General features: G+C 75.0%; 26 protein-coding genes and 1 tRNA gene. 16 read left to right on the forward strand and 11 right to left on the reverse strand.

Annotation, left to right across the window (positions count from 1 at the left end):
* Positions 1 to 59 precede the first annotated feature (59 nt).
* From IEY75_RS19140 to IEY75_RS19155, 4 genes are all read right to left on the reverse strand, one after another.
* Positions 60 to 536, reverse strand: coding sequence for a hypothetical protein (locus IEY75_RS19140; protein ID WP_189115773.1), 477 nt, complete (start codon positions 534 to 536; stop codon positions 60 to 62).
* On the reverse strand, positions 533 to 1939 hold the full coding sequence (locus IEY75_RS19145) for an MFS transporter (protein ID WP_229789911.1): 1407 nt from the start codon (positions 1937 to 1939) through the stop codon (positions 533 to 535). The genes IEY75_RS19140 and IEY75_RS19145 overlap by 4 nt, the downstream gene beginning before the upstream one ends.
* 97 nt (positions 1940 to 2036) lie before the next feature.
* A complete protein-coding gene (locus tag IEY75_RS19150) occupies positions 2037 to 4106 on the reverse strand; it encodes an amylo-alpha-1,6-glucosidase (protein ID WP_189115774.1) in 2070 nt (689 codons plus the stop codon).
* Positions 4103 to 4447: an SCP2 sterol-binding domain-containing protein gene (locus IEY75_RS19155; protein ID WP_189115775.1), complete on the reverse strand. Its 345-nt coding sequence runs from the start codon at positions 4445 to 4447 to the stop codon at positions 4103 to 4105. The genes IEY75_RS19150 and IEY75_RS19155 overlap by 4 nt, the downstream gene beginning before the upstream one ends.
* 263 nt (positions 4448 to 4710) lie before the next feature.
* Between IEY75_RS19155 and IEY75_RS19160 the strand changes: the two genes are divergently transcribed.
* Positions 4711 to 5856, forward strand: coding sequence for a glycosyltransferase family 4 protein (locus tag IEY75_RS19160; protein ID WP_189115776.1), 1146 nt, complete (start codon positions 4711 to 4713; stop codon positions 5854 to 5856).
* A 122-nt stretch (positions 5857 to 5978) separates the two neighbouring features.
* Here IEY75_RS19160 and IEY75_RS19165 read toward each other — a convergent pair whose 3' ends face one another.
* A complete protein-coding gene (locus tag IEY75_RS19165) occupies positions 5979 to 6653 on the reverse strand; it encodes an MBL fold metallo-hydrolase (RefSeq protein WP_189115777.1) in 675 nt (224 codons plus the stop codon).
* Positions 6654 to 6781: 128 nt separating this feature from the next.
* On the opposite strand from IEY75_RS19165, the gene IEY75_RS19170 reads away from it, so the two are divergent.
* The 3 genes from IEY75_RS19170 to IEY75_RS19180 all read left to right on the forward strand — a co-directional run bounded on the left by IEY75_RS19170 (position 6782) and on the right by IEY75_RS19180 (position 8149).
* Complete coding sequence (locus IEY75_RS19170) at positions 6782 to 7195, forward strand: hypothetical protein (RefSeq protein WP_189115778.1); 414 nt, start codon at positions 6782 to 6784, stop codon at positions 7193 to 7195.
* The gene (locus IEY75_RS19175; protein ID WP_189115779.1) at positions 7192 to 7386 is read left to right on the forward strand and encodes a helix-turn-helix transcriptional regulator; all 195 of its coding nucleotides are present in this window, start codon (positions 7192 to 7194) and stop codon (positions 7384 to 7386) included. Before IEY75_RS19170 ends, IEY75_RS19175 begins: the two co-directional genes overlap by 4 nt.
* Before the next feature lie 85 nt (positions 7387 to 7471).
* Positions 7472 to 8149 carry a DUF899 domain-containing protein gene (locus IEY75_RS19180; protein ID WP_229789913.1) on the forward strand — a complete coding sequence of 226 codons (678 nt, stop codon included), beginning with the start codon at positions 7472 to 7474 and terminating at the stop codon, positions 8147 to 8149.
* Between the two features lie 21 nt (positions 8150 to 8170).
* Here the strand turns inward: IEY75_RS19180 and IEY75_RS19185 are convergent, their stop codons facing one another.
* Positions 8171 to 8698 carry a hypothetical protein gene (locus tag IEY75_RS19185; protein ID WP_189115781.1) on the reverse strand — a complete coding sequence of 176 codons (528 nt, stop codon included), beginning with the start codon at positions 8696 to 8698 and terminating at the stop codon, positions 8171 to 8173.
* A 216-nt stretch (positions 8699 to 8914) separates the two neighbouring features.
* Between IEY75_RS19185 and IEY75_RS19190 the strand changes: the two genes are divergently transcribed.
* The 3 genes from IEY75_RS19190 (at position 8915) to IEY75_RS19200 (ending at position 10445) form a co-directional block, all read left to right on the forward strand.
* Positions 8915 to 9400, forward strand: coding sequence for a DUF2243 domain-containing protein (locus IEY75_RS19190; RefSeq protein WP_189115782.1), 486 nt, complete (start codon positions 8915 to 8917; stop codon positions 9398 to 9400).
* Between the two features lie 2 nt (positions 9401 to 9402).
* Positions 9403 to 10215 carry a cytochrome c oxidase assembly protein gene (locus tag IEY75_RS19195; protein WP_189115798.1) on the forward strand — a complete coding sequence of 271 codons (813 nt, stop codon included), beginning with the start codon at positions 9403 to 9405 and terminating at the stop codon, positions 10213 to 10215.
* Between the two features lie 159 nt (positions 10216 to 10374).
* A tRNA-Cys gene (locus IEY75_RS19200) sits at positions 10375 to 10445 on the forward strand.
* A 106-nt stretch (positions 10446 to 10551) separates the two neighbouring features.
* Here the strand turns inward: IEY75_RS19200 and IEY75_RS19205 are convergent.
* Complete coding sequence (locus IEY75_RS19205; RefSeq protein WP_189115783.1) at positions 10552 to 11166, reverse strand: copper chaperone; 615 nt, start codon at positions 11164 to 11166, stop codon at positions 10552 to 10554.
* Positions 11167 to 11232: 66 nt separating this feature from the next.
* On the reverse strand, positions 11233 to 12714 hold the full coding sequence (locus tag IEY75_RS19210; RefSeq protein ID WP_189115784.1) for a tyrosinase family protein: 1482 nt from the start codon (positions 12712 to 12714) through the stop codon (positions 11233 to 11235).
* Positions 12715 to 13098: 384 nt separating this feature from the next.
* Between IEY75_RS19210 and IEY75_RS19215 the strand changes: the two genes are divergently transcribed.
* The gene (locus tag IEY75_RS19215; RefSeq protein WP_189115799.1) at positions 13099 to 13740 is read left to right on the forward strand and encodes a DsbA family protein; all 642 of its coding nucleotides are present in this window, start codon (positions 13099 to 13101) and stop codon (positions 13738 to 13740) included.
* Between the two features lie 47 nt (positions 13741 to 13787).
* The gene (locus IEY75_RS19220) at positions 13788 to 14366 is read left to right on the forward strand and encodes a vitamin K epoxide reductase family protein (RefSeq protein WP_189115800.1); all 579 of its coding nucleotides are present in this window, start codon (positions 13788 to 13790) and stop codon (positions 14364 to 14366) included.
* A 46-nt stretch (positions 14367 to 14412) separates the two neighbouring features.
* Here IEY75_RS19220 and IEY75_RS19225 read toward each other — a convergent pair whose 3' ends face one another.
* Positions 14413 to 14979 (reverse strand): hypothetical protein, encoded by a 567-nt coding sequence (locus IEY75_RS19225; RefSeq protein WP_189115785.1) that lies wholly within the window; start codon positions 14977 to 14979, stop codon positions 14413 to 14415.
* 231 nt (positions 14980 to 15210) lie between these two features.
* Here IEY75_RS19225 and IEY75_RS19230 point away from each other — a divergent pair, with 231 nt between their 5' ends.
* The 5 genes from IEY75_RS19230 to IEY75_RS19250 are packed head-to-tail and all read left to right on the forward strand — an operon-like array spanning position 15211 to position 21267.
* The gene (locus IEY75_RS19230) at positions 15211 to 16728 is read left to right on the forward strand and encodes an anchored repeat ABC transporter, substrate-binding protein (RefSeq protein WP_189115786.1); all 1518 of its coding nucleotides are present in this window, start codon (positions 15211 to 15213) and stop codon (positions 16726 to 16728) included.
* A complete protein-coding gene (locus IEY75_RS19235; RefSeq protein WP_229789917.1) occupies positions 16707 to 17507 on the forward strand; it encodes a choice-of-anchor M domain-containing protein in 801 nt (266 codons plus the stop codon). Before IEY75_RS19230 ends, IEY75_RS19235 begins: the two co-directional genes overlap by 22 nt.
* A complete protein-coding gene (locus IEY75_RS19240) occupies positions 17501 to 18217 on the forward strand; it encodes an anchored repeat-type ABC transporter ATP-binding subunit (protein WP_189115788.1) in 717 nt (238 codons plus the stop codon). The genes IEY75_RS19235 and IEY75_RS19240 overlap by 7 nt, the downstream gene beginning before the upstream one ends.
* Positions 18217 to 19065 (forward strand): anchored repeat-type ABC transporter permease subunit, encoded by an 849-nt coding sequence (locus IEY75_RS19245; RefSeq protein WP_189115789.1) that lies wholly within the window; start codon positions 18217 to 18219, stop codon positions 19063 to 19065. Before IEY75_RS19240 ends, IEY75_RS19245 begins: the two co-directional genes overlap by 1 nt.
* A gap of 54 nt (positions 19066 to 19119) precedes the next feature.
* Positions 19120 to 21267: a TIGR03773 family transporter-associated surface protein gene (locus tag IEY75_RS19250; RefSeq protein ID WP_189115790.1), complete on the forward strand. Its 2148-nt coding sequence runs from the start codon at positions 19120 to 19122 to the stop codon at positions 21265 to 21267.
* A gap of 61 nt (positions 21268 to 21328) precedes the next feature.
* On the opposite strand, the gene bla is transcribed toward IEY75_RS19250, so the two are convergent.
* Both bla and IEY75_RS19260 read right to left on the reverse strand, forming a co-directional pair.
* On the reverse strand, positions 21329 to 22255 hold the full coding sequence (bla, locus tag IEY75_RS19255) for a class A beta-lactamase (RefSeq protein WP_189115791.1): 927 nt from the start codon (positions 22253 to 22255) through the stop codon (positions 21329 to 21331).
* Between the two features lie 165 nt (positions 22256 to 22420).
* Complete coding sequence (locus IEY75_RS19260) at positions 22421 to 22951, reverse strand: hypothetical protein (RefSeq protein WP_189115792.1); 531 nt, start codon at positions 22949 to 22951, stop codon at positions 22421 to 22423.
* A 343-nt stretch (positions 22952 to 23294) separates the two neighbouring features.
* Between IEY75_RS19260 and IEY75_RS19265 the strand changes: the two genes are divergently transcribed.
* Positions 23295 to 23762, forward strand: a complete 468-nt coding sequence (locus IEY75_RS19265) for a DUF4383 domain-containing protein (RefSeq protein WP_189115793.1) — start codon at positions 23295 to 23297, stop codon at positions 23760 to 23762.
* A gap of 120 nt (positions 23763 to 23882) precedes the next feature.
* Positions 23883 to 24133 (forward strand): hypothetical protein (locus IEY75_RS19270; RefSeq protein WP_373290303.1); only part of this gene is annotated, 251 nt, incomplete at its 3' end.

A 24133-nucleotide genomic window follows, 5' to 3' on the forward strand; every position in this document is an offset into this window, starting at 1 on the left:
AGCAACGCCCGGAACCGGACCGCGCCACCGCGGCGCGGTCCGGTGGGTCGACCCGCCGCTCAGTGCAGGAGCGTCTTCAGGACGACCATGCCGATGCCGAGCCCGCCCACGAGCGCGGCGGCCGCCGCCCGCTCCGCCGCGGTCAGCCGGCCGTCGGCGCCGATCTGCCACCCCGCACCGCCCAGCAGCACCGTGCTGCAGACCAGCCCGGCGGTCACCGCGTCCGCGACCGGGGCCCCCAGCAGCCGGGCCGCCACCAGCACCGCCACCGGCAGCGCGGAGGCGGTGAGCAGCTCCCAGCCCTGGGAGAGCTGCGCCCGGATCACCGGCCACGGCGGCCGCCGGCCCTCGTGGATCCGCGCCGCCACCATCCGGGCGAACCGCTCCGCCGCCCAGTAGATGACCAGCGTCGCGGCCACCGAGAGGACGACCGCCGCGGCCGAGTCCTGCGGGGCTGCCGCCATCACCGCCGCGCCGACGATGACGCCGTAGATGGCCGCCGCCGTCGCCTCCGTCGACGACCCGGCCCGGATCACCGGGTGTCCGGCGCCGCGGCCGGGCGCGGCAGGAGCAGGGCCGCCCCCAGCCCGACCAGCCCCACCGCCCCGACGGCGACCATCGCCACCGCGTACGCGGTACCGGGCGAGGAGGTGGCGGCGGCGAGGATGATGGTGCTGGCCAGGGCCGCGCCCAGGGACGAGCCGAGGTTGGACACGCTCCGCGACAGCCCGGAGATCTCCCCCTGCAACTGTTCGCCGAAGCTGGACTGCACGACGTTGACCGACGGGGTCAGCATGGCGCCGATGCCCAGTCCGATGAGGAACAGGCCGGGCAGCAGCGCCCCCACCCCGCTCCACGCGGCGGCCAGCAGCAGCAGGGCGGCGATGCCGCCGATGGTCGTGGCGAACCCGGCCACGATGAGCGTGCGCTGGGGCCGCCGCTTCGCCAGCCGCTCGGCGGCGAGCGACGCGAGCAGCAGGCCCGCGGTGGCCGCCGTCGTGACGAGACCGGTGGCGATCGCGCTGTAGCCGAGGACGACCTGGAGGTACGCGGCGATGACGAACGACGTGCCCATCAGCATGAGCCACTGGACGTTCTGCGTGACCATGCCGAGGTTGGAGGTACGGCTGCGCAGCAGCGCGGTCGACAGCAGCGCCTCCCGCCCGGCCCGCTCCCGGGCGCGCACCCAGGCGACGAACAGCGCGAGCACGCCCACCCCGCAGCCGGCGAGGGCGGCCGCCAGCCAGCCGTTGTCGTCGACCGCGAGGATCCCGGTCACGACGAGCAGCAGGCCGAGCGCCGACAGCACCGCCCCGCCGGTGTCGAACGGCCGGTCCGGGTCGGCCGGCAGCGGGTCGCGCACGTACCGCCGGCTCAGCGCGATGATGACCACGATGATGAGCGCCTGGAAGGCGAAGGCCGCCCGCCAGCTCAGGGCCGAGGTGATGAGGCCGCCGATCAGCGGTCCCGCGGCGGCGCCGATGCCGCCCATCGCGCTGATCGCGCCGAAGGCCCGGGCCCGCGCCGGGATGTCGGTGAACAGCAGTGTCGTGAGGATGTACACCGGCGGGATCAGCAGCGCGGTCCCGACGCCCTGGAGAATCGAGTTGCCGAGGATCAGCACCGGCAGTCCCGGCGCCACGACGCTGACGAGGGTCCCGACCCCGTAAATCACCAGACCCGCGGTCAGGCACCGTTTCCGGCCGTAGCGGTCCGTGAGTTTCCCGCCCGGAATCATCAGCGCCGCCATTACCAGCAGAAAGATCGTTATTGCCAGTTGCACGCCCGGTACGGTCGTGCCGAGGTCGCGGCTGATGTCCTTGATCATTACGTTCATGTTCGAGCCGGCGAAACTGCAGATGAACTGCGCGAGCGCCAGCGGGAGGAGAGCCTTCCGCAGCGCGCGCGGGGGCCGCGCCGCCGTGTCGTGCATCGCCATGGGTGCTCCAGCCTGCTGCCGAGAAACGGGGGTGGGCGTGGGGGAGCGTGGCCCCGGCGGTCCCACCAACCGCCGGGGCCACGCATTTCGGAAAGGTCTATGCGCCCGCGGACGGGCGGCCGGGCCCGGCGCGGGGCGTCTCGACCCGGCCGCGGCCGAAGGCGTCGACGCGCCCCCACCGGCCGGGGATGTCGCGCAGCTCCAGCCAGCCGATCCCCTTCGGCAGGGCCGGGTCGACGAGCAGGTGCTCCCCGGCGGGCTCCAGGCCGAGCATGGTGCGCAGGAGCAGCAGCGGCGCGCCGGTGGACCACGCCTGCGGGCTGCACGCGGTCGGGTACTGCACCGGGTAGCGGGTCAGCTCGCGGCCGTAGCCGCCGAAGGCCTCCGGGAGCCGGCCGTCGAAGTACTCGGCCGCGTCGAGGATGCCCGCGGCGATCTGCGCCGCCTCCTCCTTGAACCCGTAGCGGCGCAGCCCCCACGCGATGATCGAGTTGTCGAAGGGCCACACCGTGCCGACGTGGTAGCCCACGGGGTTGTACCGGCCCTCCCCCTCGGCCAGCGTCCGCACGCCCCAGCCCGAGAACAACGCCGGCCCGAGCAGGTGCTCGGCCACCGCGGCGGCCCGCTCCGGCGGCACGATGCCGCTCCACAGCAGGTGGCCGATGTTCGAGGCGAGGGCGTCCACCCGGCTGCCGTCCGCGTCCAGCGCCAGGGCGTAGTACCCGCCGTCGGCGACCCAGAAGTCCCGGTTGAACCGCTCCTTCAGCGCCGCCGCCTCCCGCTCCAGCCGGTCGGCCCACGCGGGGTCGCCCCACACGGCGCGCGCCAGCCGGGCGCCGCGCAGCTTGGCGTCGTACGCGTACCCCTGCAGCTCCGCGGTGGCCCGCGGGAAGCCCGGCAGCCGGCCGTCCCGGTAGGAGACGGAGTCCCACGAGTCCTTCCAGCACTGGTTCTCCAGCCCCGTCCGGGCGTTGCGCCGCTCGTAGGACACGTACCCGCGGCCGGTCAGGTCGCCGTAGTCGTCGATCCAGTCGAGGGCGGCGCGGGCGACGCCCTCCAGCCGGCCGACCAGCGCGGTGTCGCCGGTCCACCGCTCGTACTCGTCCAGCAGCACCACGTACAGCGGCGTCGCGTCGGCCGTGCCGTAGTAGGGCGTGTGCGGGCGCTCCTCGAAGGCGCTCAGCTCCCCGTACCGCATCTCGTGCAGGATCCGGCCCGGGTCCTCGTCCCGGAAGTCGTCCACCCGGCTGCCCTGCCAGCGGCCGAGCACCGACAGTGTGGTGGCGGCCAGCTCCGGCGTGAACGGCAGCGCCTGCAGGCTCGTGAAGATGCTGTCCCGCCCGAACATGGTCATGAACCAGGGCAGGCCCGCCGCGGGCAGGCTCCGGCCGTCGGCGATCACGGGCGAGAACCGCAGCGCCGCGAGGTCGACGATGCTGCGGCCGTACGTCGCCTCCAGCGGCTTCCAGTCGCAGCCGACCTGCGGCGCGCCGGCCTGCCACTCGCTCAGGTCTTGGCGCATCCTCTCGACGCCGCGCACCGGCCGGTCGACGGCGACGACCGGCTGGCCGTCCGCCCGCAGCATCCGCGGCACCACGTCCAGTTCGGTGCTCCACTCGCCGTGCGGTTCCAGCCGGACCTCGAAGGTCAGGGAGTCGCCGGCGACCAGCGCCGGCTCGCTGGTCGAGATCTCGACCTCCCGCCGGAACGTGTCGCGCTCGTAGCCGAGGACCAGCCGGCCGTCGCGGGTGCGCGTGTAGTAGTCGCCCACCTTCGGCCGGGCGTCCTTGATCTCGAACAGGTCGGCGAAGTCGCTGCCGGCCTCGATGCACACGGTGAGCGTCACCGGGTTCTGGTCGTGGTTGAGCAGGGTCAGCCGCTCGCGGAACCCGCGCGCGACGGTGCGGTGGCGGATGACCGACAGCTTCGCGTCCACGTACACCGTCCCGGACGCCGGCACGAGGAAGAAGCGCGCCTCGAAGTACTGCATGTCGTCCGTCGACAGCGCGCTGAGCCGCCGCCCGTCGACCGTCAGGACCCACCGGGACAGGAACCGGGTGTCGTAGGAGAAGAGCCCGGCGGTGTCGGTCGGCGAGGCGGCGATGTCGCCGCTGCCGTCGCTGACGACGAACGTGTTCCCGTCCAGGATGCGGACCTCCGCGGTCATGCCGCACCGCCCCGCGAACCGGCCGGCGGGCCGGGGAACAGGCGCTGCAGCGCGACCAGGACGTCCAGGTCGCCGGAGACCGCGACCTCCCCGCGCAGCACCGCCGCCAGGGTGTTGGCGCGCCCGGTGAGCAGGGCCCGCAGGACCGGCTCGGTCGCGGTGACCACGCAGTCGGGGCCGTCCCGCGGCGGCCGCTCCCCCTGCCCGCAGTCGGCCCGGACGAGCCAGCTGCACCCGCCGGGGCCGGGGATCACGAACTTCACCGTCGGACCCGGGCCGCCGGGCGCCGGTTCGAGTCGTCGGCGGCTCAGCTCCTGCACGGTGGTGGTCCTGGCATCCATCCGGGTCGACTCCATTCAGGTCGGGCGGCAGGAGGAACGGTCCTGTCCGGGACCTCATTGGAGCCGACACCGGCGGCGCCCGGCGCCATCCGCGGCGGATGGTCGGCGCCCCGGCTCGCCCCCGCCGGGGTCGGCAATCGCCCGTGGGGGATGACGCGCCCCCGGCCCCCGGCGACGAGTCTTGAATCTGCTAGTTCGCACCGTTCGACACCCGCCGCGCTCCGGCCATGCCGGGCCCGCGCCCGCACCGAGGAGACGACGCCATGGCCATCGTGAAGCCCATCGATCGCCCGCCGTCCCGGCCGCTGCGCATCGCCATGGTGGTGCCGCCGTGGTACGAGCTGCCGCCCGCCGGCTACGGCGGGATCGAGGCCATGTGCAGCGTGCTGATCGACAAGCTCAGCGACCGCGGGCACGACGTCGTGGTACTCGGCGCCGGCAGCCGGTGCGGCACCGCCGGTACGTTCGTGAGCCTGATGGACGAGCCGCAGCACCAGCGGCTGGGCGAGGTCATGCCCGCCGCCCTGCACGCCGCCCGGGTGGGCCGGATCCTGCGCCGCGGCGCCTTCGACGTGGTACACGACCACTCCCCGGCCGGCCCCCTGACCGCGTACCACCACGGCAGCCCGACGGTCGTGACGGTCCACGGGTCGCCGGTCGGCGAGCTGGGCGACTTCCTGGCCAACCTCGACGACCGCGTGCGCCCCGTCGCCATCTCCCGGTCGCAGCGGCAGTCGCGGCCGGACCTGGACTGGCTGGCGACCGTCCACAACGCGGTCGACCTGAGCCAGTTCGTGGCCCGCCCGGCCACCGACGGGCCCGCGCTGTGGCTCGCCCGCATGTCCCCGGACAAGGGCGCCGACCTGGCGATCGAGGCGTGCCGCCGGGCCGGGGTGCCGCTGGTCCTGGCGGGCAAGTGCAGCGAGCCCGCCGAGCGGCGGTACTTCGACTCCGTCATCCGGCCGATGCTGGGCGACGACGTCGAGGTCGTCCTGGACGCCGACCGCCAGACCAGCCTGCGACTGCTGGCGCGGTCCCGCTGCCTGATCCTGCCGATCCGCTGGGAGGAGCCGTTCGGCATGGTGATGATCGAGGCGATGGCCTCCGGGCGGCCGGTCGTCGCGCTGCGCCGCGGCTCGGTGCCGGAGGTCGTGGTCGACGGGGTCACCGGCTGGATCTGCGACACCGTCGACGACCTGCCCGCGGCCCTGCACCGCACGCCGGAGCTGGATCCGCAGGCGTGCGTCGCGCACGTCCGGGCCGCCTTCGGCGCCGACCTCATGGCCCACCGCTACGAGGTGGTCTACCGCCGGGCGACCGACCAGGCCCGCCGCGCCGGTGCGCGCAGACCCGCGACCGGCCGCGCGGCGCTGCCCGCGCTCCAGGCGGCGTCCAGCCCGTCCGCCTGAGTCCCGCCCCCCCCCAGTCGGCCCCGGCCGTCCGCCTCCCCGTGGCGGGCGGTCGGGGTCCCCGCCGCGGCGCCGCTCCCGCTCGCCGGGGCCGGGGCGCGGCGGCGGTCGCCGGGGCGGCTTCAGGACCGCCACCGGTCCCGGAACCGTCGTGCCGCGCCGGAGGTGACGGCGCGGCCATGGCCGAACACGGCGACCTCGAAGTCCAGCGTGCCCAGGGACCGGATGCTGGTCTCCGCCCCCGCCCGGTCCGCGGTCACCAGGCGCGGCGGGCGGCACACCCGGCCGCCGGGGCCGCCCCCGGCGGCGTCACCGGCGAACAGCACCCCGCCCGCCCGGTCCAGCAGGAACGCGGTGTGCCCTGGGGTGTGGCCGGGGGTGGGGACGGCCCGCACGTGCGGCAGTCCCGGCACGGGACCGCCGCCGGTGATCCAGTCGTCGACCGGCGTCGGGGCCGGGGTGCCCATCACCCGTGCCGCGAGGCGCAGCACGCCGCGGGGCGGGTCGGGGCGGTTGCCGGTGACCGCCGGGGCGTCCGCCGCGTGCGCGACCACGCGGGCGCCGCTGGCGGCGCGCAGCGCGGCGGCGGCGCCGGTGTGGTCGGGGTGCCGGTGCGTCAGCAGGATCGTGTGGACGTCCCGGATCCGGCGCCCGATCCGCCGCAGCCCGTCGGCGACGGCCGCCTCCCGACCCGGCAGGCCGGTGTCGACCAGGATGACGCCGCGGTCGTCCACGACCGCGTGGACGTGGACGTACCCGACCGCCAGCTCGCCCACGCCGTCCACGATTTCGCGCATCTACGAGCACCCCCCAGCTCGACGTGCCCACCTCCCCACGAGTGTCGCACCGGCAGCCGCCTGCCCGCGACGGCCGGCGCTTGTCATGGTTCCTTGACAGGATGACAAGGGGCCTTTACATTCGGGATATGGAAAACGACACCCGACCCAGCCGCAGCGACGTGGCCCGCACCCGCGCCGAGTGGCGCGACGGCTGGCCCGCCGTCCTTCTCCTCGTCGTCCTGGCCGTCATCACCGAGACCGGCCTGTTCGGGGCCGACGGCGACGCCGCGTTCGCGTGGTCGCTGGCCCACCTCGTCCCCGCCGGGTGGATCGTGGTCGCGCAGGTGCGCGGCCTGCGCCGCGCCGACGAGTACCAGCGCCGCTCCCAGCTCGAAGCGCTCGCGGTCGGCTTCGCCGCTGTGATGTCCGCCCTCTACGTGATCGGCCTGCTCCAGAGCGCCGACATCGGCAACCTGCGGCAGCAGGTCCAGATAACGTGGATCGGCGGAGTCCTGGTCTGGCTCGCCGTGCGCTGGCTGAAGACCCACCGCGCCGCGTGAAGAACCGCCTCCGCGAGCTGCGCGCCGCCCGCCGGTGGAGCCAGGCCGACCTCGCCGACCGCCTCGACGTCTCCCGCCAGACCGTCAATGCCATCGAGACCGGCCGGTACGACCCCAGCCTCCCGCTGGCGTTCAGGATCGCCGCCGTGTTCGACAGCAGGATCGAGGAGCTGTTCGTCCCCGAGGGCTGAGCGCACCGCCACCGCCACCGGGGCAGCGGCCGGACGACCGGATCGATCACGCCCCGAGGGGCCGGACGAAGGAGAGATGTCGACCATGAACGTGCCACCCGTTGTCGACCACGCGACCTGGCGCGCGGCGCTCGACGACCTGCGCGTGCGCGAGAAGGCGGCCACCCGGGAACTCGACGCGATCGCCGCGCAGCGGCGGCGGCTGCCGATGGTGCGGCTGCCCGAGTACACCCTGGCCGGCGCCGAGGGGCCGGTGCGGCTCGCCGACATCTTCGACGGCAGGTCACAGTTGATCGTGTACCACCACATGTGGACCCCCGACGCCCAGTGGCAGTGCGGCGGCTGCACCAGCTTCACCTCGTCGTTCACCCGGCTGGACTTCCTCGACCGCTACGACGCGCGGTTCGTGGTCGTCACCCAGGGCCCGATCGGGGCGGCGCTGGCCTACGCCGCGCGCGTCGGCAACACGATGCCGTGGTACTCCACCGCCGACAGCCCGTTCGGCGCCGACGTCGACGCCCCACCCGGCGGCGGGTTCGCGGTGAACGTGTTCCTGCGCGACGGCGACACCGTCTACCGCACCTGGCACACCAGCGGCCGCGGCGTCGAACAGCTCACGTACACGTTCTCCCTGGTCGACGTGCTGCCCTACGGGCGGCGGGAGCAGTGGCAGGACTCGCCCGAGCGCTGGCCGCAGGGACCCACCTTCGACGCCTGGCTCGACGCACCCGATGTCGCCCGGCTGTACGGCCGCCCGACCTGACCCCTTCCGGGGAGGTGACCGCTAACCGGCCGGCGCCCGGGGCGCGGCGGGCACCGCGGCGGTGACGTCGTGGTCCGGGTGGCCGGGCTGCCGTGGGACCACGTGCGGGGAGACCGGCGGTGCCGCGCCCGGACCGCGCCAGGCCAGCCAGAGCAGCAGGAGCCCGCCGAGGCCGGCGGCGGCCGCCGGTACCGCGTTGCCGACCGCGGCGGCCAGGACGGCCAGGCCGAGCGCCGGTCCGGCGGCTGCCGCGCGCATCCGGCGGCCCCACCGCCGGCCGCGGTCGCGGCGGGCCTGCTCCCGGGCCAAACCCCGGTCGGAGAGCCGGCGGTAGGCCACGGTCAGGCCGCACTCCCCGCAGGTCACCTCGGCGCCGTGGGAGTAGCTGCCGGCGCCGCCCGCGGCGTCCAGCGGCGCGGGTACGAACGTGGCCGCGTCGGGCACCGCGGTCGGTGGGGGCGGCGGCACCGCCCAGTGCTCCGGCCGGTGCGGCCGCAGGTGGCGCAGCCGCAGCGGGGTCTTCGGATCGGCCGGGAAGTTCGCGGACATGACCAGGATTGTCACCGGCGACGACCGCTGCCGCCCCGTGACCCGCCGGCCGCGCCCCGACGCCGCGGACCCAGCCGGCCGCGGTCGTCTCTGCCCGGCGCGGGCCGGCAGTGGACACCGGTGACCCCGCACGCCGTGGACATCGACGCCGGCGGTTTGCCCGGCGCCGCGCGGGGAAAGGTGCCCGGGAGCGCGCCCCGACCGCGGAGGGTCTGCATGAGAATCGACGGGCAACACCCACTCCCCCGGCCGGTCCCGGACCTTCGCAGGTCGCTGCTGGCCGCCGCGGTGATCGGCGCGGCGGTGACGGCGGCGGTCGACGAGATCGTGTTCCACCAGGTGCTGGGCTGGCACCACTTCTACGACCGGGCCACCTCGACGGTCGGCCTGCTGTCCGACGGGCTGCTGCACTCCGCGGAACTCGTCGCCCTCGTCGGCGGGTTCTTCTGGTTCGCCGACCTGCGCCGCCGCGGGGCGTGGCACCGCCGGGCCGGCTGGGGCGGCCTGCTGCTGGGCGCCGGGGGGTTCCAGCTCTTCGACGGCGTCGTCGACCACAAGGTGCTGCGGCTGCACCAGATCCGGTACGGGGTCCACCTGCTGCCCTACGACCTGGTGTGGAACGCCGCCGGGCTGCTCCTGCTGCTCGGCGGCGCGCTGCTGTGCTGGCGGGCGCGGTCGCGGCCCGCGCCCGGCCGGCCGTAGGGGTGTTCGCGTACTCCGGCCACCCCGCCGGGGCGGACCTCGGACCGCTGCCGTGGGTGGGGCTGCTCGCCAGCGGCTACCTGGTCGCGGCCGCCGGGGACCGCCAGGGCTGGAGCCGGTGGCGGACCGCGGCCTGGCTGACCGGGTGCGCGGTACTGGCGGTGGCGGTCTCGCCGCTGCGCGACTCCGCCGGTGACCCGCGGGTGCACATGGCACAGCACCTGCTGCTGGGGATGCTGGCCCCGGTGGCGCTGGTGCTGGGTGCCCCGGTGACGTTGCTGCTGCGGGTGGCGCCGCCCGTGCGCCGGCCGCTGGCGCGGCTGCTGCACTCGGCGCCGGTACGCCTGGTGTCGCACCCGGTGACGGCGGCGGCGCTGAGCACGGGCGGGCTCGCGCTGGTGATGCTCACGCCGGTGTACGCGGCGGCCGGGCGCCACCCGCTGCTGCACGACGGCCTGCACCTGCACTACCTCGCCGCCGGGTACCTGTTCGCCTGGGCCGTCGCCGGCCCGGACCCGGCGCCGCGCCGGCCCGGTCCGGCCCTGCGGACGGCGGTGCTGGTGGCCGCGGCGGCCGGGCACGCGGTACTGGCCAAGTACCTCTACGCCCACGCCGGCCACCTTCCGCCCGGCGCGGGGTACGACGCGGACGCGGTGCGGGCCGCGGCCCGGCTGATGTACTACGGCGGCGACGTCGCCGAACTGCTGCTGGCCGCCGCCCTGTGCGCCGACCGGTACCGGCGCCGGGGGCGCCGCCTCGCCCGGCCGCTTCCCCGCGCTGGCCGGCCCCTGACCCGCGCGGTCCCCACGCGCTGAACGGACCGGGTCGACGACTCCCGGTGGCCCTGGGCGGCGCCGCCCGTACCCGGACCGAAATCCGGCGCCGCGCAGTATCTAACTTGATCGATCTGGTCTACACTCCTCCTCGGCGTCGCCGCTGACCGACCAGAATGCGACGGCGCCGCGCACCTACCTGACGGGGTGCCCGAGTGGTTAGGGGGCCGCCTGCAAAGCGGTCTACGTCGGTTCGAATCCGGCACCCGTCTCTTGACGCCGCCCGCCGCGGTCCGCACAGACCGGCGATCGGGCCGCTACCGCCGGTCACCACACAGCGGAACCCGGCTCCGCCCCACCACCGAAACCGCACTCGCCTCAGCCGAGCGCGTAGGCGAGCGCCAGCGCGGCGAACATCACCGCCGTCGGCCGGGCCAGCATCCGGCCCCGGGCCAGTACCTTCTCCCACCACACCACCAGCAGGAGCGGCAGCATCCACAGCAGGCCGCCGGTGACCAGCATCGCCAGCATCATCGCCCAGCACGACCCGACGCAGGCCAGCCCGTGCCGCAGGCCGAGCCGGGCGCTGGCCGCCACGGCCCGGCGGCCGCCGGCCGGCGGCACGCGCACCCCGCGGCAGCCGCGCAGGCACGCCCGCTTCGCCGGGGTCAACTGCCAGAGGCCGGCGACCGCCAGGGTGCCGGCGGCCTGCGCCCCCGCCGGCAGCAGGCCGACCACGGGTACGGCCAGCGCGGCGAAGGCCACCCACGGGGCGAGGTACGCGGCCAGGAGCGCCGGCACGGTCCGCCCGCGGGGGAACGTCTGGGCGGCGACGTACCGGACCGCCGGCAGGCAGGTCGGCAGCATCATCACGACCGTCATCAGCAGCCCGGCGCCGAAGGTCACGTCGGCCGGCCCGTGCGCGTGCCCGGCGCTGTCGCGCGCGTGCAGCACGACCATGCCCGCCGCGCCCAGCACCGACGCCGCCGCCAACCGCCCCGCGTAGGGCGACCGGCCGCGCCGCCGCGGCGGCGCGGGACTAGCGGCGGCGCCCGGCAGTCAATGGACCGACAGGCTCACCCGGGCGATCCGCGCGTTGTGCCCCGGCGCAGGGCCCGCGGCGGCGGGCGCGGCCGCTCCCGGCGGCGGCGTGAGCCCCAGCGGCTGGAAGGACACCTGCGCGGCCTCGGCGCGCCACGCGCCGGCCGCCTTGAGGTGGGCGACCAGCCCGGTCACGTCGAAGGTGTGGGTCATGCCGCCGGTGGCCGGGTGGGCGCCGTCGGCGTCGGCGTGCTTGCCGGCCCCGAAGAACGTGACGTGGCCGACGAAGAAGTTGTCCGCCTGTACGGGGTCGGTGCCGTCCGGCATGTTCAGGTAGACCTCGTAGACCACCCCGGGGTGCTTCTCGGCCTGTACGCCCTCCACGTTGAGGTACACGTGGCGGCGCTCGCCGTCGGTGACCTGCGGCTCGCCGACGGCGAGCCCGGCCCCGGCACCGGCGGCCATCGGCACCCGCACCTGCGCGGTACCGGCGCCCAGTTCGACGCCGGACTCGCTGGCCGCCACCATGGTCGGCGCGGGCTGCGGCGCGGCCTTCGCGGCGGCGCCGCCGACGGCGGCCAGCGGCTGCGACCGCAGCGACGTCACCGCCGCGACCTGGTCGTCGTAGCGGTAGCCGAGCTGGGTGGCGGTGTGGAGGATGTCGCTCGCGCTCATCTGCACCGGCTTGCCGTTCTCGTCGTAGAAGGTGAACTCCTGGTCGAGCCACGACCGGTCGGCCGGGTTGGCCCGGCCGCCGCCGAGCGCGGCCCAGTTCGTCCACAACCGGTCGATGTTGGCGTGGTGCAGCCAGAAGACGGGGTCCTGGGCGGCGCAGTTCGGGTCGCTCATCAGGCCGCCCTGGCAGGCGCCGGAGGTGGGGCCGCCCACCAGGTCGTGGACGACGTTGTGCGGCCGGTTCTCCAGCGCGCCGGTGAACTGCCCGAATTGGGTCGGGTCGGCCTGTCCGCCGCCGAAGCCGGGCAGCGGCGCGCCGCTGAAGTTGGTGTAGCTGTACGCGTCCTCGAACGACACGGCGCGCTGCGGCAGCCGCCAGCCCAGGTTGGCGCCCGGGGCCCGGCGGTCGGTGTAGAGCGGGTTCGGACCGCCGCGGCCGTCCGGGCCGGTCCAGGTGGCCTCCCGGAACGCCGGGGGCAGCGCCGCCTGCGGACCCCCGGTGCTGTAGTTCCAGTACGGCAGGGCCCAGTCCTGCGGCCCCCCGGTATCGGTGACCACGCTGCGGACGATCCGCTCGAAGAAGTAGACGTACATCCGGTGCCAGGAGGTGAAGAACCAGGACGCGTGCTGGCACTGGTTCCAGTCGGCGCCGGCCGGCGGGCGCGCGTACGTGCCGTGCATCGCCGCCTGGTAGTCCCAGCTCGTCGGGTCGTCGGCCGGCCGGCCGCGCATCACGTCCACGGCGCGGGCGTAGCCGAGGGTCACCGGGTCCCAGGGTGTCGGCTCCTCCAGCGACCAGATGTCGCGGCGGACGTACTGCGTCATGTGCTCCACGGGGCCCCCAGGTTCTCACCTACGCCGTGACCTGCGCGCACAGCGATGGTTGCGCTGACAGGCCGACCCTATGCGGACGCGGACGACCGCCGGGCGCGTATCCGGATCCACCGATCCCCGCGCCCGAAGGCGTCCTCCCTCCGCCCCCGTACTCTCACGCGCAGTCGGTGACGCACGGCGCGCTGCCGCGGAGCGGGGTGAGTGGTCATGTCGACGCACAGCGCCAGGGCGCGCAGGCGCGCCACCGGGGGAAGCAACCCGCGCGCGGCGCAGCGCCCCCGGGGGCGCACGGCCGCCGCCCGGCCCGGCGGGCCGGCGGAGGCCGACGCCCGGGCCGGGACCGGCGGCGCCGCGCGGCAGATCCGCGGTACCGGCATGAGCACCAACCTCAAGCTCACCGTCGGGTTGGTCGCGGTATTCCTCGCCGCGGTGGTGGGCGCCGTCGTGGTCGACCGGTACGACAGGCCCACCGTCGCGGCGGCGGATCTGCTGGTGCGCCCGGACAGCCACCGCCTGTCGACCGCGGCGGACGGCCGGGTCACCGTGGTGGAGTTCCTCGACTTCGAGTGCGCGCCCTGCCGGGCCGCCTACGTCGGGGTGGAGAAGCTGCGCGCCGAGTACGGCGACCGCATCACCTACGTGGTGCGCTACTTCCCGCTCACGCAGCACCCGAACGCCTTCCACGCCGCGCACGCCGCCGAGGCCGCCGCCCGGCAGGGCCGGTTCGAGGCGATGTACAAGAAACTGTTCGACACCCAGGACGCCTGGGGTGGCCGGCCGCCGTCGCAGGCGGCCGTGCTCGAGTCCTACGCCCGGGAACTGGGCCTGGACCCGGCCAGGTTCACCGCCGACGCGGCCGGCGCCGAGGTCGCCGCCCGGGTCCGGGCCGACGTCACCGACGGCGACAGTGCCGGCGTACCGAGCACCCCGACGTTCTTCGTCAACGGCGCCCTGTTCACCGGTGCGCCCACCTACGACGGCCTCAAGGCCGCGGTCGACAAGGCGCTCGCCCCGTGAGCCGCGCCGGCCGCACCCGCGCCGGCACCGGGCACCCGCCGGACCCGATGCTGGGTGACCGGCTCATCGGCGGGGTCCTGGCCGTCGGCGGCCTGCTCGGCGCCCTCGCGGCGTTCCTGCTCACCGTCGAGCGGATCGCCCTGTTGAAGGACCCGGCCCACGTGCCGAGCTGCTCCCTCAACCCGGTCCTGTCGTGCGGCCCGGTCCTGGCCACCGGCCAGGCCGAGGTGTTCGGGTTCGCCAACCCGCTCATCGGCCTGGCCACCTTCCCCGTCGTCGCCGCCACCGGCGCCGCCGTGCTCGCCCGCGTCCGGCTGCCGCGCTGGTGGTGGCTCGCCCTGCAGACCGGCACCGTGTGCGGCCTCGTGTTCGTGCACTGGCTGTTCTTCCAGAGCCTGTACCGCATCGGCGCGCTCTGTCTCCACTGCATGGTCGTCTGGGTCGCCGTGGTCGTGCTGTTCGCCTACACCACTCTGTACAACATGCAGTACCGCCACCTGCCCGCGCCGCGCCCCGTCACCGGCGCCCTGCTGCGCGTGCACAGCGTCGTCCCCACCGCGTGGCTGCTCGCGCTCGCCGCGTTGATCGGCATCCGGTTCTGGAGTTACTGGAGCACCCTGCTCTGACCACCGCGGCCGGTCCGGACCTCAGATGAGCGAGCAGTGCGGTCCGTCATTTAGTGGTCGCCAGCTCCACGACCTCGAAGGTCTGGCCGACCGCCCACTTGCCGTTGCGGAAGTCGGCTCTCGGCTCGTGGTAGGTGCTCTGGAAGGCGCGCCCCAGCCCCGAGACCTCGTCCTTGCCGTAGATGCGGAACCGGATGTAGATCCCGTCGTCGTTCTCCAGCCGGGTCGACAGGTCGTCGGGAAACATGATGCGCAGGGTGTTGTTGTCGCTGCCCCGCCGCCTGCCGGGGATGTACAGCGGCGGCGGGTTGCGCGAGGTGACCACCCGGCGCATGTTGGCCATCCCGCCGCGGGTCCGCTGCTGACAGATGACGGCCATCTCGTAGGAAACCTCGACCACCGCCCGGCGCGACCGGTTGACCACCTTGATGCGGGTCACCTTCGCGGCCGGGTCGCGCACCAGGTGCGGGGACAGCTCCAGGCGCGGCCGCACGCGGCGCAGCGCCACCAGCCAGATGACCGACGTCAGGAGCCCCGACGCCACACCGAGCCCGCCGGCCACGGCCTGGTCCGACCACGCCTGACCGGCCTCGGCCAGTACCCGCACACCCATGACGGGAGTGTAGGGACGCGAGGACGTGCACGCGGAGCGGCAAGCGGGACCCCGCCGGGTGTCCGTCGATCGGGGCGCCGCGGTCCGTCCTCGACGGACGGCGCACCGACCGCGGCGGTCGCCTTGACGACATCCATCGAACTAGGCCAATATGGAGAGCATATGGAAACGGGTACCGTTTCCATATAGGGTCTCGGTACCCCTGCACCGACCCCCTCCCGGAGGCACCACATGCCCTGGCACCCCCCGGCCCGGGCAGTCTTGGCGGCCGCGCTGACCCTCGTCAGCGCCGCCGGCTGCGCTGCCCACACGCGTGACCGCGGAAAGCCCACGGTCGTCGTCACCACCGAGATCATCGCGGACCTCGTCCGACAGGTCGGCGGGGCGCGCGTCGCCGTCGAGTCCGTCGTACCGCCCGGCGGCGATCCGCACTCCTACGAGCCCAGCCCCGCCGACGCCGTCAAGGTGTCCACTGCGGACGTCGCTTTCACCAACCACCTGCTGCTGGAGGAGCACGCGCTCATCAAGCTGTTCGACGCCAACGTCCGACGCGGCGCGCCCAACGTGTCGCTGGCCGAGAACGCCGAGCGGTACGGCGCCGTGCTGCGCCCGCTGGTCGAGAAGCTCGACCTGAACATGCTCTGGCTGGGCCTCGCCGTCCGGGGGGCCGACGTCGCCCGCAGCGCCGAGGTGCGGCTGAGCGTCACGAAGGTCACCGGCCCGGGCCGGTTCGCCATGTACGTCACCGACGCCCTCGGCCAGCCGACCGTCTACGCCGACAGCGGCAACGGCCTGGACGCCGCCGACACCGCCAGCCTGCCCGTCGGCGCGCACACCCACCTGAACTGGGCCTTCACCGCCAAGGGCCGGTACGACGTCGAGCTGGCCGCCGTCCTGGACACCGGCGGCACCCAGCGCCGCCTCGGCAGCGGCACGTTCACGTTCGCCGTCGACTCGGCGGCCCCCGCCGGGCGGTCCGCCGTCGACCGCGGCCACGCCGACCTCGCCGTCGACGTGGCCAGCGGCCGGCTCCAGGTCTGCACGGCGGCGCGCTCGTGCGCCGACCAGCAGGGCGGCGCCGACCCGGCGACCAGCGCGCTCGTCGTCCCTGCCGGCGCGGCGACGGCGGTCCCACGCGACCCCCGGTTCGCCTTCCTCGGCCAGCCCGGGGCCACCGTGTGGCAGCTCCCGCAGGCGGTGCTCGGCAAGCACGTGCACGGGGAGGTGGACCCGCACACCTGGCAGGACCTGCGCAACGCCCGGGCCTACGTGGACGTGGTCGCCGAGACCCTGCGCAAGGCCGACCCGGCCGGCGCCGACACCTACACCGCCAACCGCGACCGGTACGCCGCCGCGCTGGACGAGACGCACGCGTACGTACAGCGGCGGATCACCTCGATCCCCGAGCCGCGCCGGCAGCTTGTCACCGCGCACGACGCGTTCGGCTACCTCGCGGGCGCCTACGGCCTGACCGTGGCCGGCTTCGTCGTGCCGAACCCCGCCCAGGAGCCCAGCGCCGCCGAGGTGCGGCAGTTGACCGAGACCGTCCGGCGGCTGAAGGTCCCGGCGGTGTTCGTCGAGCCGAACCTCGCCGCGCGGTCCCAGGTGCTGCGCCAGGTCGCCAGCGACAACGGCGTCCAGGTGTGCCGGCTGTACGGCGACGCGTTCGACGCCGCGGTCGGCGACTACCTGGCGATGATGCGGCACAACGCCGACGAGGTGGCGCGGTGCCTGGGCGGCCGGGCATGAGGGCCGCGCTCGCGGCGCTCGCCGCCGCCGCGCTGCTGCTGCCCGCCGCCGGAGGTGCCCAGGCGGCCCCCGCCGGGCCGGTCGTCTTCGCCGACGGCCACGTCGACCTCGCCCCCCGCCTGGTGGACGGGCAGTGGCGCCTGCAGGCGCGCCGCGACGAGGGCGGGGCGGCCGCCTGGCACCCGCTGGCCGGGGCCGTGCTGACCGTGCCGGACAGCGCGAAGATCACGACGCCGGGCGGGCAACTGTCGCTGCTGGGACCCGCCGGAGCCACGGCGTACCTGCTGCCGCAGACCCAGGCGCGCGGCGTCGTCTGGCCGGGCTGGACCACGGAGGAGGTCAGCGGCCAGATCCGCGGGCCGGTGGACTGGGTGTTCGAGGAGGTGACCGGACCGGGGCGGTTCGCGCTGTTCACCAGCGACGCGTTCGGCCGCCCCACGGTGCTCGTCGACCCCGACCGGCCGCTCCCGCAGACCGTGCGCGTCCCGCAGGCCACCCACGCGCACGCCAACTGGGCGTTCACCGCCCCGGGCGGGTACCGCATCCGGATGAGCATGGCCGCCGGCCTGACCAGCGGCGCGCGCGTCCGGGACGAGCAGACGCTCGCCGTGGCGGTCGGCGACGGCGTCGACCCCGCCGCGGTGACCGCCCCCGCCCCGCCGGACCGCACGCCGGAGCCCGCGGGCGGGGCCTTCGCGGTCTGGCTGGGTGTCGCGGTGGCGGCGATCGCCCTCGGCGCCCTGCTCATCGTGCTGGTCCGCCGGAGGAAGCGGTGCTGAGCGTCGACAAGGTCACCGTCCGGCTCGACGAGCGGCTGATCCTGCGCGAGGTCACCACCCAGGTGGACGCCAAGGAGCTGGTCGGACTGCTCGGGCCGAACGGGGCCGGCAAGACCACCCTGCTGCGGACCGTCCTGGGCCTGCTGCGGCCGGCCGCCGGGACCGTGCGCGTCGCCGACGAACCGGTGGAGCGCGCGCGCCACCTGCTCGGCTACGTGCCGCAGCGGCACGAGTTCGCCTGGGACTTCCCGATCAACGTCGCCGAGGCGGTCCTGCACGCGCGGCGGATCCGGCTCGGCCGGCGGCCGGGGCGCGCCGACCGGGCCGCCGTGGAGCACGCCCTGGAGCGGGTGTCGCTGGCCGAGCTGGCCCGGCGTCCGGTCGGGGCGCTCTCCGGCGGGCAGCGGCAACGGGTCCTGCTCGCCCGGGCCCTGGCGGTCGGCCCCCGGCTGCTGCTGCTCGACGAGCCGTTCACCGGCGTCGACGTACCGACCCAGGACCTGCTGACGCACGTGCTCTCCGGGCTGCGCGCCGACGGCGTCGCGATCCTGATGACGACCCACGACTTCGCCTCGGCGGCCCGCCTCGCCGACCGAATCATCCTGCTGAACCAGGAGGTGGTCGCCGACGGCCCGCCCGACGAGGTGCGCGACGGGACACTCTGGCTGCGGGCGTTCGGGGCACCCACCGGGCTGGACGGGGTGAGCTGATGCTGGACCTGCTGACCGAACCGTGGGACCTGGTGTTCATGCAGCGGGCGTTCGCGGTCGCGATCATGGCGAGCGTCGTCTGTGCCGTCGTGGGCACCTTCGTCGTCCTGCGCGGCATGTCGTTCATCGGCGACGCCGTCGCCCACTCGGTCTTCCCGGGGGTCGCCGCCGCGTACGTCCTGGAGGCCAACCTCGTCCTCGGCGGGGCGGCCGCCGGGATCGTCACCGCCCTGGCCATCGCCTACGTCTCGCAGAGCCGCCGGCTCAAGGAGGACGCCGTCATCGGGGTCTTCTTCGCGGCGGCGTTCGCGCTGGGCATCGTGCTGGTCAGTACCCAGCGCTCCTACACCGGCGACCTGGCCTCGTTCCTGTTCGGCCAGATCCTCGCGCTCACCGACACCGACGTCCTCCTCGTCGCCGTCGTCGGGGCGGTGCTGGTCGCGGCGGTCCTGCTGTGGCGGCGCCGACTGGTCGCCGTGTGCCTGGACCGGGAGACGGCCGCCGCGGCCGGCATCGCGGTGGCCCGGCTCGATGTCCTGCTGTACCTGATGGTGGCCGCGGCGATCGTGATCAGCGTGCAGGCCGTGGGGAACATCCTCGTCCTGGCCCTGCTGATCACGCCGGCCGCCGCCGCCCGGCTCCTGACCGACCGCCTGACGCCGATGATGCTGTCCGCCGCGGCGCTCGCCGCGGGGTGCACCGTCCTCGGCCTCTACCTCTCGTTCTGGTGGAACCTCGCCGCCGGTGGCCTGATCGTCCTGGTGCTGACCAGCGCGTTCGCGCTCTGCTGGCTGCTCTCGCCGAAGCACGGGCCGCTGCCCCGCCTGCGCCGCCTCCTCAGCGCCTGACCCCGCCCGCCTCCCGAGCCCGACCACGCCACCCCGCACCCGGAAAGGACACCCATGCGCCAGCACCGCCCCCACCAGCGCGGACGCGGCGGACTCGCCGCGCTGCTCCTCGCCCTGACCCCCTTGGCGGCCGCCCCGGCCGCCGCCGCGCCCGCGGCGACGGCCCCCGCCGCCGCGAAGACGGTCGTCGCCAAGGGCCACGTCGACGTCGTCGACGTGCGCCTGCGCAGCGGCGCCCTGAAGCTGTCGACCACCGCCGACCTGCCCGGGAAGCCGAACACCGAACTGGAGCCGGCCGACACGATCATCCAGCTCGCGGACGTGCCGGCCGCCCGGGCCACCGCGCCCGGCGGGGCGCTGGACTTCCTCGGCCCCGCCGGTACTCCCCTGTGGATCGCCCCGCAGGCCCAGGAGCCCACCATCATCTTCCCCGGCACCACGACCGAGCGGATCCCCCGCGGGGCGCTGGCCGGCAACAAGGTCACCGTCAACCTCGTCTCGGTCCGGGCACCCGAGGGCGGCCGGTTCGAGATGTTCAGTACCGACTCGGTCGGCAGGCCGACCCGCCGGTGGAGTTCGACCGACCAGGCCGTCCGGACCATCACGATGAACGTCGGCGGGCACAGCCACGCGAACTGGGCGTTCACCAAACTGGGGGCGTACCAGCTTGAGGTCGAGGCGACGGCGAGGACGGCTGCGGGCAAGGACGTCAGCGCCCGCGCCACGTACACCTGGCAGGTCGGCCCGCTGCCCCCGCGCGACGTCGCCGTCGGCCTGGCCGGCTGGCAGCCCCGCTTCGCGCCCGGCAGGTCCTACCAGCTCACCGCGCAGCCGTCGCCGGGGTTCACCGGGACCGTCCGGTGGTACGAGCGCCAGCCCGGGGCGGCCGGGTTCGTCCACCGGCGGTCCGAGGACGGCCTGACGTACGCGTTCACGGCGCACCCGCCGACGGCCGGCGGCCCGGGCCACTCCGGCACCCAGGTCTACGCCGAGGCCGTCCACCCCGACGGCAGCCCCGCCGGCCGCTCGCGCACCGTCGAGATCGTCGTCGACCACCCGGACCTGCCCGGTACCGTGCTGACCGTCGTCGGCGTCGACCCGCCGCCGGGGCGGTCCGCCGCGCTGACCGCCGTCCAGACACCGCGGACCGCGCTCGACCGGTACCGCTGGTACGTCAGGGTCCCCGGCGCGCGCGACTTCTCCGCCGACCCCGACGCCACCACCGGGCGGTTCGCCGTACCGGCCGGGTCGGCCCCGGACGGCACGCAGGTCGTCGCCCGGCTGTTCGACCACCAGCAGCGCGTGGTGGCCTCGTCGGCGCCCGCGACGCTGCGCACCGGCGGCGGCCGGGCCTGGTTCGCGCCGGCCGCGGCCGCGGTCGGGACCGCTCCCGCGGCGCTCGCCCGGCCCGGCTCCCCCGCGCTCGTCGCCGACGGGCACTTCGACCTCGGGCCGACCCTGCGCAAGGGCAGGCTCGCGGTGGTGGTCCGGGACGACCGGACGCAGCCGGCCACGATCCGCCAGCCCGGCGACCTCGTGTTCCACCTCGACAGGCCGGCCGAGGTCGAGGTACCCCCGGGCGCGGGCCTGGACTTCATCGCCAAGCCCGGCGCCAAGGTCTGGGTGGTGGGGCAGACCCAGCAGGCGGGCGTACCGTGGCTGGGCCTCAACACCCAGGACGCCGGGCTCACCCGGGACGTCACCGGGCCGGTGACCATGCACCTGGACAAGGTCGAGGGACCGGGCAGGTTCGCCGCCTACCTCGGCGGCCAGTTCGGCGGCGTCGGCAAGCGGATCTTCGACAACGTCGGCGGGCCGACCTCGTACGAGATGCCGCTGAACGTCCACCAGCACGGCAACTGGGTGTTCACGGCCGCCGGCCGGTACCGGCTGACGGTCACCACCAGGGCCACGGGCCGCGACGGCGCCAAGCTGTCCGACACCTGCGTGCTCACCTTCGTCGCCGGCCCGAAGCCGGCGGACACCGGCGGCGGCACCGGCGGCGGGAGCAACGGCGGCGGCAGTGGGACGGGCGGCGGCGGGACGGGCGGCGGCAGCGGCGGGAGCGGGCTGCCGCACACCGGTACCGACCTCGCCGACCTCGCCGTTGCGGGCCTGTCGCTGGTGGCCCTCGGCGCCGCGGCCGTCCGGCTGGCGCGGCGGTCCGGCCCGCCCGCGCGGCCCGTGCCGGCGGCAGGCTGACGGGCGGCGAACTGACCGGCGGCAGGCTGACCCCGCGGCGGGCTGGCCGGCGGCGGCCGCGCTAGCGGGGCCCGGTCCGGCTGCCGGGGTCGGGGAGCCCGCCCAGCGCCTGCGCCAGCACGGTAGCGGTGGCGGCGACCACGGAGTCCAGGTGCGGCAGGCCGGGGGCGGGGCGGCGGGTGTAGACGGACATGACCAGCGGGGCCGCGCCGGGCGGTGTGGCCACGGCGATGTCGTTGGCCGCGCCGTAGGCGTCGGCGGACGTGCCGGTCTTGTCGCCGACCGTCCAGTCGGCCGGCAGGCCGGCGCGGATCCGGGCGGCCCCGGTGACGGAGGCGCGCAGCCAACCGTTCAGGCGCCCGCGGTCCTGCGCGGCCAGGGCGTTCCCCACGGCCGTCGCGGCGAGGAGCCGGGCCGCCGCGGCCGGCGTGGTCGTGTCCCGGCACTCGCCGGGGACCCAGGCGTTCAGGTCCGGCTCCCACCGGTCCAGGCGGGAGACCGGGTCGCCGAGCCGCCGCAGGTAGCCGGTCAGGCCGGCCGGCCCGCCGACCTGTCCGAGCAGGAGGTTCCCCGCGGTGTTGTCGCTGTGCACGACGGCGGCGTCGCAGAGCTGCGCGACCGTGAGGCCGTCGGCCACGTGGCGGTCGGTGACCGGGGAGTACGGCACCAGGTCCGCCTCCGTCCAGTACAGGCGCCGGTCCAGCAGGCCGGGGTCGTAGTGGCGGCCGCGGTCCAGGACGGCGGCGGCGGCGAAGGCCTTGAAGGTGGACAGCAGCGGGAAGCGCTGCCCGGCGCGGTAGCCGACGCGGGTCCCGCGCGCGGTGTCGAGCGCGCAGGCGCCGATGCGCACGTCGTGGCGCCGTTCCAGCTCCCGCAGGCGCGCGCGCCAGTCGCCGCGGGTGGCGGCGGAGGCGGGCGCCGTCGGTACCGCGAGCAGCGCCGCGGAGGCGCCGACCAGGAGGTGGCGGCGGGACAGATGGACGACCATGGGAACCCCCGTCATCGCTGGGCTGCGGCGCGGCTCCCGACGGTACCGGGGCGCGTCCACCCGCGCCGCGGCCGCCGGGCGTGCTCCCGCGACCCCGGTGCCGACGGAGGATCCGACGACCGGTGACGACCGGGCGGGTGGGCGCCCGGCCGCCACTTCGGCCGGTCAGTAGATGCGCTTGATGTTGCGGGCGTTGGGGTTGAAGCTGCCGGTCCCGCAGGACGACGTGTAGTACCAGGCGGTGTCCGCCCAGCCGGCGGGGGTGAGGCTGGAGCCGCAGGCCATGGTGGTGGTGCCGACCGGGTAGCCGGCGACCTGCTTGATGGTGTGGGCGTTGGGGTTGAAGCTGCCCGTGCCGCAGGACGAGGTGTAGTACCAGGCGATGTCGACCCAGCCGGCGGGCGCGACGCTGGAGCCGCAGGCCGCCGAGGTCGTGCCGGCGGGGTAGCCGGCCACCTGCTTGATGGTGTGGGCGTTGGGGTTGAAGCTGCCCGTGCCGCAGGACGAGGTGTAGTACCAGGCGGTGTCCACCCAGCCGGACGGGGTGGAGCTGGAGGCGCAGATGTTCGCGGTGTCGCCGGGGGCCGCCTGGGCGGCGGTGGCGGGCAGCAGCAGGGCCAGGCTGGCCAGCGTGCAGGCGGAGACGCGGGTCACGGTGCGGCGGGCGGTCCGGCCCTGGGTGCGAATCGCGGACATGGAACTCCTTCGGTTGGGGACACGCCGCCGGTCTCGCCGTCGGCTGCACAGACCGGGCAGGTGTCTGGGCTGGCGCGGGACGCCCCGCACGCTACCCAGCAAACTGTAGTTGCACAGTGACTTTCAGTCATTTCCCGAAAGTGGAACACTCCCGCACGGGTGGCCCCCACGGCCGCGCACCGGCCGTCGATTGTGGAAGCCCGCCCGGCCGCGCGGGCCGGCATCGGACCGAATGGGCCGACCGCCGCCGACGCGGCGCAATGCCGGCAACCAATCCGCGGGTCGATGTTCAGAACGGACGCGTCAGGGAACGCCGGAGTAGTCGAATGTGAGGAGAACAGTCATGACCACCACCACCGGTGCGACCCGGGCGGCGAAACCGCTCGTCACCACCGCCGCGACAGTCGTCGCCGCGGTATTTCTGCTCGTGGGGATAGCCGGTTTCATTCCGGGGATCACCACCCGGTACGACGACCTGGCCTTCGCGGGCCACCACTCGGGCGCGCTGCTGCTCGGAGTATTCGCGGTCTCCGTCCTGCACAACGCCGTCCACCTGCTGTTCGGCATCGTCGGCCTCGCGGCGGCGCGCACGGCCGCCGCCCGCCTGTACCTGCTCGTGGGCGGAATGGTCTACCTGGCGCTGTGGCTGTACGGCCTCGTCGTCGACCTCGACTCGGCGGCCAACTTCGTGCCGTTCAATACAGCGGACAACTCACTCCACCTCGTGTTGGGAATCGGAATGGTCGCGCTGGGCCTGCTCACCACCGGGCGGCCCGATCCGGACGCCAGCCGCAAACCGCACGCCATATAGGTCTGATATTGGCGCGGTGGCCCGGCGAATTCGACTCCGCGTGTGGATACGGAGGCTCGGGGTAGGAGACGTAGAGGGCAGCCGCCAGAAATCTTCCCCGCGATACGAGGAGTCACCGCTATGCGAAATGTCGAAACGCGACCCGCCGCCGGTACGGCATACGAATCCACGCCCGGTCCGGCGGCCGGGGAGTCGATGGGTACGCAGGCGAGCCAGGTCGCGGGCGCGGTCAAGGCCGGCGGTTCGCAGGTTCTGGGGTCGGTGCAGGAGCAGGGTGGGGAGGTGGCCGCCGAGGCGGGTCGGCAGGTGCGGAATCTGGCGCAGGAGGCGGGTAGCCAGCTCTCTGCGCAGGCGCGGGTGCAGCAGGAGCG

The sequence above is a fragment of the Pilimelia terevasa genome, assembly GCF_014647915.1.
Taxonomy (GTDB): domain Bacteria; phylum Actinomycetota; class Actinomycetes; order Mycobacteriales; family Micromonosporaceae; genus Pilimelia; species Pilimelia terevasa.